The organism is Nocardia sp. NPDC058518 (assembly GCF_042719655.1).
GTDB lineage: Bacteria > Actinomycetota > Actinomycetes > Mycobacteriales > Mycobacteriaceae > Nocardia.
The window spans coordinates 18,012-29,931 of the sequence record NZ_JBHXNJ010000021.1; the positions used below are offsets into that span (position 1 = coordinate 18,012).

The window sequence follows — 11,920 nt, forward strand, 5'->3', positions numbered from 1 at the left end:
CACCGATGAGCAGCTTCACCATGCTGTCCAGGGACCAGCTGGCCGCGCTGGTCCCCGAGTTGCTGCTGTGTGGTCACCTCATCGACCGGTCCGGGATGGCGCACACCATCGCCGCTTTCGGTCGCGAGGGGATGACAGCCGTGGCCATCGAGGAGTGGCAGCTGGCCAGCCCGATCTATACGCGCCGCATGCAGCAAGCCCTCGGGTTCGCCGGGGACAGCGTCGAGACCATCTTCAAAGGGCTGCAACTCGACATCGGCGCGCCACCGCAGTTCATGGACTTCCGGTTCCGGGTCGACGACCACGATCACGGCGAGTTCTGGCTCGATCACTGCGGTGCGCTGGCCGATGTCGAGCCGATGGGCGAGGAATTCGTGGTGGCGATGTGCCACGACATCGAAGACCCCACCTTCGACGCGACGGCGCTGGCCACCAACCCGCACGCCCAGGTGCGACCGGTGCACCGCCCACCACGCCAACCCGCCGACCGGACCCCGGTGTGCGCGTGGACGGTCGTCATCGATCCCGCCCACGTCCCGCCCGCCGTGCCACGCAACGCGGCGCTCGTCGCGAATTCCGTTGCGGCGGGGCTGGAATTGGCCGAGATCGACCCGCGTGAGGAAGGCCTGGCCGACTACACCGGGCCGCTGCTGAGCGATCTGCGGTTCGCCGATTTCTCGCACGCGGCCTTGCGGCGGATGGCCGATGAGATCTGCCTGCAGCAGCATTTGCTGACCCTCGGGTTCATGGTCGCCATCCGCGAACGCGGCGACGCGGCGACCGCCCTCGGGATCGGGCGCAAACAGTTCGCCGGGATCGCCGGACTGACCTCCGAGCGCATCCGCAAATGCCTTGCCCTCGATGACGATCCGCACGCGCTCGCCACGGTCCTGCGCCTGCATCCGGCGCTGAACCCGGCGAGCTATACCGATATCGGTATCTCGATGCTGCCATCCGGTGTGCGCCTGCGTTTTCCGCACGCCAGCGGGGCTCGCACCGACGGTGCCTGGTCTTCGATGCTGTCGCCCGAAGATCTGCGTCCCCTCGATGCCCTTGTCCGCGGGGTCAACCCGCGTTTCGTCGCCCGTGTCGCCGGGACGGACCAGCACGGCTGGACCGTCGACATCGACCTGGCCGAGCAACCGTTCCGAGAAGCCTCCGAGGTCGCGGTGACCCGCTTCAGCACCGGTGCGGGCTTCGCCTTCACCGACCGCGGAAAACCCCTGCCACTCACCGTCGTGTGAGAGATCGTCAAGAGATGGACTGACATGGCCAACAACTTCGCCGACCTGTTCGAACATTCCGTCGACGCCATGCCCGATCGGATCGCCCTCATTCAGCGCGATCGACGAGTGACTTTCCGGGAGCTCGATATCCGGGCCAACCGGCTCGCCGACCAGCTGACCGAGCTGGGCGTCGGGCACGGCACGCACGTCGGCTTCCAGATGCACAACAGCATCGAAACGATGGAGACGTTGATCGCCTGCTTCAAGCTGGCCGCCGTCCCGATCAATATCAACTACCGGTACGGCCCGACCGAACTGGCCTACGTCTACGGCAACGCCGACCTCGAAGTGCTGGTGTACCACGCCTGTTACGGCGACACGGTCCGTGCGGCCCTCGAGCTCACGCCGACTGTGCGCCAGGCGATCTGCGTCGACGACGACCGCGATATCGGGGTGCCGGGCGCGGGCTCGATCCGCTACGAGCAGCTCGTCGAGGCGGGAAAACCGCTGCGCCCCAAGGTGACCCGCACCGCGGACGACCTGTTCATGATGTACACCGGCGGCACCACTGGCATGCCGAAGGGGGTCATGTGGCGACAGGAGGACATGTGGCGCGTGCTCGGCGGCGGCGTCGACTTCTACAGCGGCGAACCGGTGCGCGACGAATATCAGCAGTCCGCGAACGGTACGCAGGCGGTGCCGAGCATCTGGTTCGTGCTCCCGCCGCTGATCCACGCCGCGGCGATGATGCCGACGTTCAACGCACTCTGGTCGGGCAATTCCGTGCTGTTCGAGCCGCGCTTCGACCCGGCGCAGGTGTGGCGTTCCGTTGCCACGCACCGTCCGCACGTCATGGTCATCACCGGTGACGCGATGGCGCGCCCGCTCATGGATGCCTTCGACGACGAACCGGTCGACGCCTCGTCGCTGCTGGTCATCGCCTCGGGGGCCGCGCTGCTGTCCCAGCCGGTGAAGAACGCACTGCTGGAGAAGTTTCCGACGTCGATGGTGTCGGACTCGATCGGGTCGTCCGAAACCGGTTTCGGCGGTATCGGTTTCGCGCAGAAGGACGACGATCCGGCGCGTGGGCCACGGGTGCAGACCGGGCGCGGTGCGGTGGTCGTCGGCGAGGACGGACGGCCCGTCGCCCCCGGCGAGGAGGGCTGGCTGGCCAAGACCGGCGCGGTCCCGATCGGCTACTACAACGATCCCGACCGCACCGCCCGGCTGTTCAAGACGGTCGACGGAGCCCGCATCGTGGTCACCGACGACCGCGCCCGCGCCGAGTCCGACGGCTCCATCACCCTGATCGGGCGCGGCAACATGGTGATCAACACCGGCGGGGAGAAGGTGTTCCCCGAGGAGGTCGAGGCCGTCGTCAAATCCCACGACGCGATCTACGACGCGGTCGTCATCGGGGTCCCGCACGAACGGTGGGGCCAGCAGGTCGCCGCGATCATCTCGATCGCCCCGGACCACACCATCGACTTCGATGCCGTCCGCACCCACCTGCGCCCCCACCTCGCCGGGTACAAGATCCCCAAACGCATCTGGGTAGCAGACACGATCTCCCGTTCACCCAGTGGCAAACCCGACTATCGCTGGGCCAAGGACTACGTCACCGACCGCACGCCCGACCATCGGACCGATTGAGGCAACGCTGTCGGTCAGATGACCTTCGCGTCGATCAGCAGGGTCCAGATCTCGCCCTGATCGACGATTTCGACGCCGAGCTTCTCCGCCTTGGCCAGCTTGCTGTCGCCGACTCCCGCGCCGGTGATCAGCATGTCGGTGTTCGCCGAGACGGAGGAGGCCGCCGTCGCCCCCGCCTGCTCACACAGGCGCTGGAACGTCGGGCGGGCCACCTTCTCGCCGGAGCGCGGGTCGCTGATCGCGCCGGTGATCACCACCGTTTTGCCTTCGAGGGGCGCGCCTGCCGCGATGACCGGCGGCAGGTCCTCTTCGCGCACATCCAGACTGACACCGAGTTCGCGCAGGCGGTCCAGTTCCGGACGCAGTCGCGTCAGGTGCGCGACCAGGGAGGCGGCGACCTTCGGGCCGATGTCTTCCACCGCCACGAGTCGTTCCTCGCCCGCGTCGGCGACCTCTTCGAGGGAGCCGAAGCCTGCTCGCGCCAGGCGAGCGGCGGTGCCGTCGGAGGCCATCGGGATGGCAAGGCCGATCAGGGCGCGGCGCAGGCCGACCTGGCGGCTGGCGTCGATCGAGTCGATCATGCGCGTGGCGGAGATCTCGCCGACGCGGTCGAATTCGAGCAGCCGCTCCTTGGTCAGTGTGTAGAAGTCCGACGGGCTTTCGAGGATGCCCGCCTCGGCGAGGCGTTCGATCCACACTCCCCCGATGGCATCGATGTCGGCGGCCGCGCGCGAGGCCCAGTGGATCAGCCTGCGCACCGTTTGCGCGGGACAGGAAACGTTGGTGCAGAACAGTTCTCGGCTGTTGCCCTGTTCGGTGACCGGCTGACCGCACGAGGGGCAGGCGGTGGGCGAGATGATCTCGAGTTCCTCGCCCGTGCGCTTGGCGGCGTCGAGCACACCCGCCACGAACGGGATGACATCACCCGCGCGGCGCACCAGCACCGTGTCACCGACCTTGATGTCGCGGGCGCGGATCACCTCCTGGTTCGCCAGCGTCGCCTTCGTGACCGTGGTGCCACCCACGAACACCGGCTCCAGCCACGCGACGGGGACGATCTTGCCCGTCTTGCCGACGTCCCAGATCACCTCGCGCAGCAAGGTGGTCTTCTCCTCGGCGGCGAACTTGAACGCCAGCGCACCACGCGGGGAGTTCGACCGGGTTCCGGCCGCCGCGTAGGCATCACGGTCGGCCAGACGCAGCACCGCGCCGTCGATGTCGTAGTCCAGATCGTTGCGGCCCTGCTCGATCTCGGTGATCGCCGCCTGCGCCTGCGCGGCGTCGGCACACAGCCGCATCCGCGCACCCGCGACCCCGATCGCACGCAGCCCTTCCCCCAGGTCGTGCGCGGCGTCGTCGGCCGAGGTATCCAAGTCGAAGCCGAAGAACTGCAGGCGCCGCTCCGACACGGTGGCCGGGTCCTTCGCCCGCAGGGTGCCCGCCGCGGCGTTGCGCGGATTGATCAGCGGCTTGTCCGGGTGCGCGGTGTTGTAGGCGAGGAAGGTCGATCGCAGCATCACCGCCTCGCCGCGCACTTCGACGCGGCCGGGAAGGTCGATCCGCTCGGGAACCCCGTCGACGAGGGCACGGACCAGCGGGGTCACATCGTCACCGGTGGTGCCGTCACCGCGGGTCACGGCACGCGCCAGCCGCCCGTTCTCGAAGACCAGAGACAGCGATAAGCCGTCGAGCTTGGGCATCACGACCACCGACTGACCGGGGAAACGACCGAAGAACGCCTCGACCTGCTCCGGCTTGGTCGCCTTCTCCAGCGAGAGCATCGGACGCGCGTGCCGGACCGGGGCGTGCAGCACCGCGGGCGCACCGACCTGCTCGAGCGGATTCGGGTCCGGCGCGAGGTCGGGATGCGCCTCGATCAGGGCGCGCAGCTCGTCTTCGATCGCGTCGAATTCCGCGTCCGCGACCAGCGGTGCTCCCTGGTAGTAGGCGTCGCGCAGCGCGACCATCCGGTCGGCGAGTTCTTGGATGCGTTCCCCTGTTTCCACGGACAAGACGCTACCGATACCCACCGACATCTCACGTCACGGCGTGCCTACTTGGCGTCGCCGTAGCACTGCACCACCGCGGTCGTGAACGGAAACCGGACCGGCGTCTGCCCGAAGGCGATCCTGCCCGCGGTGTCGGCGGCGGTCGCGATCGCTTCGGCCACCGCCGCGGCTTCCTCGGTCGGGCAGTGCACGATCACCTCGTCGTGCTGGAAGAAGACCAGTTCCGCGCGGAGGTCGCGGATCGCGTGCCGGATGCCTGCCAGGAGCAGCAGGGCCCAGTCGGCGGCGCTGCCCTGCACCACGAAGTTCCGGGTGAAGCGGCCGCGGGCACGGGCGGCGGAATCGGCGCGCGTGTCCTGGGGCGCGTCGATCTCGTCGAGCCCAACCGACAACGGCGTGCAGGTGCGCCCCAACCAGGTACGCACGAGGCGGCCTTCCTCGCCGGCGCGCGCGGCGTCGTCGACATAGGCCACGGCGGCCGGATACCGCCGACGCAGGCCGGCGAGGTGGGTCAGGGCATCGCCGGAGGTCTGTCCGTAGATGGCGCCGAGGAGCCCGATCTTGGCTTGGTCCCGATCGCCGCCGAATCCACGAGCCGCCAGATCCGCGTACAGGTCTTCGCCACGACCGGCCACTTCCATCAGCCCTGGGTCACGCGAGATCGCCGCGAGGACCCTCGGCTCCATCTGGTCGGCGTCGGCGACCACCAGCGACCATCCTGGGTCGGCACGGATCGCCTGCCGGATGACCTTCGGAATCTGTAGTGCGCCACCACCGTTGGTGGTCCAGCGCCCCGACACTGTGCCGCCCGGTAGGTATTCGGGGCGGAAGCGGCCGCCGTGCACCCACTGTTCCAGCCAGGACCAACCGTGCGCCGTGTAGAGGCGGTACAGCGATTTGTAGGCCAGCAGCGGGGCGACGGCTGGGTGGTCGATCTGCTGGAGCTCCCATTTCCTGGTGGAGGACAGCAGGATTCCGGCGCGGCCGAAGGCTTTGACGATGTCGGCGGGCAGGTCGGGCCGGACCCGTACCCCGGTCCCGAACGCGCGCGACACCTGCTCGGCCAGCTCCGCCATCCGCCGCGGTTCCGATCCACCCGGAAAGCGCTCGCCCAGCATCGAGTCCAGGAGTTCGCGGTGGACATCGGCGCGCCACGGAATTCCGAGCCGACCCATCTCGACCGCGACGAGCATGCCGGCCGATTCGGCGGCGAGCAGCAGTCGCATGCGCTCGGGATGCTCGGTGCGAGCAGTACGCGCGACCTGTCCGGCGTAGACCGCCAGCAATGCGGTGAACTCGTCGACCCCCGGCGGCAGCGGCACCGGACCTGACTCGAACAGCGACGGCTGCGTCTCGGCGGCCCGCACCGGAGCATCCGGCGGGACAGCCAGGTTGTGTAACCGTGCCCAGCCCGCCGCCAGCGAGCGCGCCTGCCCCGACTGCCCTTCCTCGTGCCCGATCAGCAGAGACTCCGCCGCCTGCACGTCATAGCACCGCTCGACCCACACGCCCGCCGCCAGCAAGGCTCGGTAGATCTCGGCGGTGGATCGCCATACCCACCGCTCGACGTCGGGGCGGGTGCGCACCGCCTCGACGAGCGAGGGCTCGTCGAGCACCGGTCCCGCCGGGTGCCCGTCCTGATCGAGCGGACACAACCGAGCGCCGCCCTCGCCCGTCTCCGCAATCGCCCATCGCACCTGCCAGAGTCTGGCACCGGGGTACGACAATCACCGGCACGCCCACGCCGACGACCAGCACGGATCGCGCCGAACGTACGAAACGCTGATCGTGCGGCCCCGCGCCCACGCCACGAACAGCCCGGTCGCGGGAGCTACACGGATACTTCGTCGCGGGCTTGGAGGTCGGCGAGTACCAGGCGAAGCAGTTGTTCGGCACGGATGCGCTGCCAGCCCAGCATCGCGTGCGGACTGAACCTGGCCTCCTCGAACAGCGCTACCAGTTCGTGCGCACCGTCGTCGTGCAGCACGCCACTGTCGAAAGCTCGCTCCAGCACTTCCTTTGGTGTATCCGAAATCAGCGGCGCCGCGGCACGATCCGCGGCCAGGCCGGCCTCCATCGCCACGTAGCAGGCGATCACCGCAGTACGCGCATCCTGACCCGGCGCGTTCATCGCGGCCAGGCCCAGCTCGGCGGCCCTGGTGAGCGAGTCGACCGTATTCACCACCTCCTCCTCGGTCAACTGCACTCCATCGACCAGGGGCACCCGCCGCCCGGCGACGGTGACGCCGACGAGACCGACCAGCGCGATGCCGATCAGCACGACCGCCAGCCCTGCGGCTCCCAGCAACGCCATCCCGCTCAGGCGCGCCGGGCCGACCGCCGAGTCGATCACCTGCACGTCGACCTCGCCCGACACCGGCGGTGTGCCCGCTTCGGTCACCAGCAGCGCCGGATCGGGCTGACGCCTGGCGCCGGGCAACACGAACAGCATGGTGACACCCACCGCGAACGTCAGCGCGACAGCACTGAGCGCGACCGGAGTCAGCACCGTGAAACGCCTGAACGACAAGCGAACCCCGAGATCACGCTCGACCGCGGGCATCGCCAGTGGCAGCCGATGCTGACTGACAATGACTCCCGCGAGCAAGATCACCACCGAAACCAGCAGCAATACCGGCATCAACGCGACAGCCACCGGCGAAGTACCACCGGATTCACTGGGAACAACCGTCCCAGGTAAACGTCCTTGCAGCGCGATGATCGCCGCGACAATCAAGAAGATTGCCGCGAGTACACGACCTATTGGCGCCGATATCTTTCCCACAGCCCTACCGCCGAACCCCTGGATGCCACCCGAAATGCCCACATAGTGGCATTTCCCCCGCCCGCCAGGAATCGACTACACAAGATTTGGTCGAACTCCCTCAGCGCCCCCCGATTCCTTGTTTCCGACAACATTTCCTACCGCGGGGCAATGAGGTTCGTGGCGGGACCGACTGCGGCCCCGCCACTTCCGGCATCGATCAGGGAGTCAGAAAGCGGGCGGCGTTCGCGTGTGCCCAGTGGTTGAAGGTGGTGGCGGGGTGGCCGGTGATGTCCTCGACGCTGGTGATGGGCAGGGATTCCGGCGGCGGGGTGAAGTCGATCAGGACGTTGTCGACGTACCAGGTGGTGTTGTCACCCATCGTGGGTTCCAGTGCGGCGATGGTCTCCTCGCGGGTGGAGGTGCGGAAGGTGATGTCGCGGCCGAGCGCGTCGGCCAAGTGGGCGACCATGTCGGCACGGGACAGGATCTCCGGGCCCCCGAGCGAGTGCGCGCGGCCGAGATGTCCGTCGGTGAGTAGAGCGGTGGCGGCGACAGCGGCGATATCGTTCATGGCGATGGGTGCGCTCGCGCTGTCGGGGTGCGGCTCCCGGACGGCATCGGTTTCGCGGATCTGCTGGGACCACGTCAGGGTGTTCTCCATGAAGTCGGCAGGCCACAGATGGGTCCACGCCAGCCCACTGGCCTCCACAGCGTTACACACACTGCCCCACCAGCTTTCGGGCTCACCCGACAGATCCACGACGTGCCGCACACCGGCTGCCCGTGCCAGCTCGAGCACCTCGGTGACGTTGTCCGGCGACGGTGCCAGATACATCCGGTCGACGCCCGCGAATGCGGCGGGCAAGCTGTCCGGCCTGCCCAGATGCCCCTTGGCCACCTGAACCCCGGCGGGCAGTGCGGCCTTGCTCGGGTTGATGGTCAGCGCGCGAATGTCGGTGGCACCTCGCGCGATCAGCTGGTCCACGACCATGCGCCCGATATTGGCCGTCGCCCCGGTAACCAGGATTGTCATCGGTTTCCCTCCCTCTCGGATCGTTGAACCCTTCGATCCTGCCAACGAAATCCGACCGGCGCACATGGCGGAAGGGGGCTTTCGCCGCTGTCGAATCGGTGATAATTTGGCACCGGAGATCAAGTTACCGGCCAGTAACATGCCGTTACCGGCCAGCGGAACGGGGGGCAACACCGTGAGCACTGCGACGATCACACTCGGGATCATCGGCGCCATCATCACCGTGATCTGCTGGGGGTCACTGCTTCTCGGCCTGAGCCGGATGGTCCGCGTCCTGCGTGCCGGCCAGCCCGACCGATCACGGATACACCCGGTGCTGCCACGGATGAAGACCGTCATCGTCGAGGTCGGCGCGCACACGCGGATGAACAAGTTCCGGACCGTTGGCTGGGCGCATTGGCTCGTGATGGTCGGGTTCCTGCTCGGCATGGTGTTCTACTTCGAGTCCTACGGACAAACCTTCGACCCGGAGTTCGGCTGGCCGATCATCGGCGACACGTTCGGCTATCACCTGCTGGAGGAAATCCTCGGTCTCGCCACCGTCATCGGGATCGTGGTGCTGATAACCATCCGTCAGCTGAATCATCCACGCCGGCCAGAGCGCCTTTCCCGGTTCAGCGGGTCCGATCTCGTTGCCGCGTACGCCATCGAGACGATCGTGCTCATCCACGGCCTCGGTGATGTCTTGCTCAAAGCAGGCAAAATCGCCACCTACGGAGGCGGGCACGCGTCGAGCGATCTGTTCACAATGCAGGTCGCGCGGTTGCTTCCGGCCAGTCCGCTGATGATCTCGATCTTCGCGTTCATCAAGATGCTCGCGGGTGCGGCGTTCCTCTATCTCATCGGCCGCAAACTCACCTGGGGTGTGGCCTGGCACCGGATCTCGGCCTTCTTCAACATCTACTTCAAGCGCGAGGCCGACGGCGGCGTCGCCCTCGGAGCAGCCAAGCCCATGATGTCGGGTGGCGCGGTCCTCGATCTGGAAACCGCCGACCCCGATGTCGACACGCTCGGCGTCGGCAAGGTCGAGGACTTCACCTGGAAGGGCCTGCTCGACTTCACCACCTGCACCGAATGCGGTCGCTGCCAGTCGCAGTGCCCGGCGTGGAACACCGGAAAGCCGCTGTCCCCCAAGCTGCTCATCACGTCGCTGCGCGACCACACCTATGCCAAGGCGCCCTACCTGCTCGCCAGTGGAGACGAAGACAAACTGTCCGAGGCTGATCGTGCGGAGGCTGATCGTCCGCTGGTCGGCGGCGAGGACATCGGCGGGATCATCGATCCCGAGGTGTTGTGGTCGTGCACGACCTGTGGTGCGTGTGTCGAGCAGTGCCCGGTCGATATCGAGCATGTCGACCACATCATCGATATGCGCCGCTACCAGGTGTTGATCGAGTCGGAGTTCCCCTCCGAGCTGGCGGGTCTGTTCAAGAACCTCGAGAACAAGGGCAACCCGTGGGGTCAGAACTCCAAAGACCGGTTGAACTGGATCAAGGAAGTCGATTTCGACATCCCGGTCTTCGGTAAGGACGCCGACAGCTTCGACGGGTACGAGTACCTGTTCTGGGTCGGTTGCGCCGGCGCCTACGAAGACCGTGCGAAGAAGACCACCAAGGCAGTCGCCGAGCTCCTCGCGACCGCGGGGACCAAGTTCATGGTCCTGGGTGCGGAAGAGACCTGCACCGGTGACTCGGCGCGTCGTGCGGGTAACGAGTTCTTGTTCCAGCAGTTGGCGTTGCAGAACATCGAGGTCATCAACTCGGTGTTCGAGGGTGTCGAGCAGTCCAAGAAGAAGATCGTCGTCACCTGCGCGCATTGCTTCAACACGCTCAACAACGAGTACCCGCAGGTCGGTGGCACCTACGAGGTGGTCCACCACACCCAGTTGCTGAACCGGCTCGTGCGCCAGAAGCAGCTGGTCCCGGTCGCGACGGTCTCGCAGAACATCACCTACCACGACCCCTGCTATCTGGGTCGGCACAACAAGGTCTACGACGCACCGCGTGAGCTGATGGAAGCGTCGGGTTCGAATCTGATCGAGATGCCCCGCCACGGCGAACGTTCCATGTGCTGTGGTGCCGGTGGTGCTCGGATGTGGATGGAAGAGCAGCTCGGCAAGCGCATCAACGTCGACCGGGTCGATGAAGCTCTGTCGACCAACCCGACCAAGATCGCGACGGGTTGCCCGTTCTGCCGGGTCATGCTCAACGATGGTGTGACCGCGCGTCAGGAGCAGGGTCAGGGCGAGGGTGTCGAGGTCGTCGATGTTTCGCAGTTGATGTTGGACTCGATCACTCGTATCGATGCTGCTGAGTTGTCGGCGAATCTGGTTGTCGTCCAGGAGCCCAAGGCTGAATCAGCCATAGCATAGGAATATTTCCGGTAACCGTATCGATATCTATGGTATGGCAATGTAATTCACCATTTATGTCGAAGTGATGATGTTTTTCCGGTATCACAGCTGGTGGGTTCCACGGAATCGTTGACGATGCGAAAATGTCCTCGGACCGAGATCCGGTCCGGCAGAGGATGTTCCGCCGGATTCGGCGGGCAGACTGGAGGGGCAGGATGCATTTCTCGAAATTCAGCGCGATCGCCGTTCTCGCGACAGGAGCTGTCGGTCTCGCGGCCACCACCACCGCGCAGGCCGCACCATCGGCGGCGGTTCCGATCGTGCAGGGCGTCGACAACGGCGTCGCGTTCACCGCGAGTCCGCTGGCCGATGGCTCCGGGCTCACCGTGTCCGCCCCGGACGGCACGTTCGGTGTCGCCGGTGGTGCGGTCACCCTCACGAACCGGGAGGGCCGGGTGGTCGCCGCCGTACCGACCCGAATCATCACCGGCGCAGGCGATTTCGATCTGGTGGCGGGCATCTCCGCCGACGGACGTTCAGCGACGCTGAGCCCCGCCGCCGCACCGACCGTCGTCACCGCCAATATGGCCGACTTCGTCGACGCGGCCAGTGACACCCAGGCACGCAAGCAGCACAACGCGGGCATCGGCGCACTCATCGGCGCCGGGATCGGCGCAGTGCTCGGCTTCTTCCTCGGCGGAGTCGGCGCACTGGTGACCATCCCGATCGGTGCGGGCATCGGCGCCCTCATCGGCTACTCGACGCCGTAGCAGGTCGTGAGTGGTGGGCGCCTATAGGACGGCCGCCACTAACGCCGTGACGGTGAATGGCGCCTGCACCACAGAGCGACCACCCACCGTCATCAACGAAACTGACTGA

Annotated in this window: 7 protein-coding genes and 1 pseudogene; 4 read left to right on the forward strand and 4 right to left on the reverse strand. The window is 66.7% G+C overall.

Features of this window, described 5'->3' with window-relative positions; all coding sequences use genetic code 11:
* Positions 1-5: 5 nt before the first annotated feature.
* Positions 6-1,244, forward strand: coding sequence for a hypothetical protein (locus ACFWPX_RS29095; RefSeq protein WP_378917154.1), 1,239 nt, complete (start codon positions 6-8; stop codon positions 1,242-1,244).
* Between the two features lie 24 nt (positions 1,245-1,268).
* Positions 1,269-2,879, forward strand: a complete 1,611-nt coding sequence (locus tag ACFWPX_RS29100; protein WP_378930762.1) for an acyl-CoA synthetase — start codon at positions 1,269-1,271, stop codon at positions 2,877-2,879.
* A 14-nt stretch (positions 2,880-2,893) separates the two neighbouring features.
* On the opposite strand, the gene ligA is transcribed toward ACFWPX_RS29100, so the two are convergent.
* The 4 genes from ligA to ACFWPX_RS29120 all read right to left on the reverse strand — a co-directional run bounded on the left by ligA (position 2,894) and on the right by ACFWPX_RS29120 (position 8,688).
* The gene (ligA, locus tag ACFWPX_RS29105) at positions 2,894-4,885 is read right to left on the reverse strand and encodes an NAD-dependent DNA ligase LigA (protein WP_378930764.1); all 1,992 of its coding nucleotides are present in this window, start codon (positions 4,883-4,885) and stop codon (positions 2,894-2,896) included.
* A 47-nt stretch (positions 4,886-4,932) separates the two neighbouring features.
* A complete protein-coding gene (locus ACFWPX_RS29110) occupies positions 4,933-6,585 on the reverse strand; it encodes a bifunctional 3'-5' exonuclease/DNA polymerase (protein ID WP_378930766.1) in 1,653 nt (550 codons plus the stop codon).
* 134 nt (positions 6,586-6,719) lie between these two features.
* Positions 6,720-7,544: a DUF4129 domain-containing protein gene (locus tag ACFWPX_RS29115; protein WP_378930768.1), complete on the reverse strand. Its 825-nt coding sequence runs from the start codon at positions 7,542-7,544 to the stop codon at positions 6,720-6,722.
* A 328-nt stretch (positions 7,545-7,872) separates the two neighbouring features.
* Positions 7,873-8,688 carry an NAD(P)H-binding protein gene (locus ACFWPX_RS29120; RefSeq protein ID WP_378917165.1) on the reverse strand — a complete coding sequence of 272 codons (816 nt, stop codon included), beginning with the start codon at positions 8,686-8,688 and terminating at the stop codon, positions 7,873-7,875.
* Positions 8,689-8,863: 175 nt separating this feature from the next.
* Between ACFWPX_RS29120 and ACFWPX_RS29125 the strand changes: the two are divergent.
* Positions 8,864-10,993: pseudogene (locus ACFWPX_RS29125) on the forward strand ((Fe-S)-binding protein); the annotation flags it as partial.
* A 263-nt stretch (positions 10,994-11,256) separates the two neighbouring features.
* Complete coding sequence (locus tag ACFWPX_RS29130) at positions 11,257-11,811, forward strand: hypothetical protein (RefSeq protein WP_378930770.1); 555 nt, start codon at positions 11,257-11,259, stop codon at positions 11,809-11,811.
* The last annotated feature ends 109 nt before the right edge of the window (positions 11,812-11,920 follow it).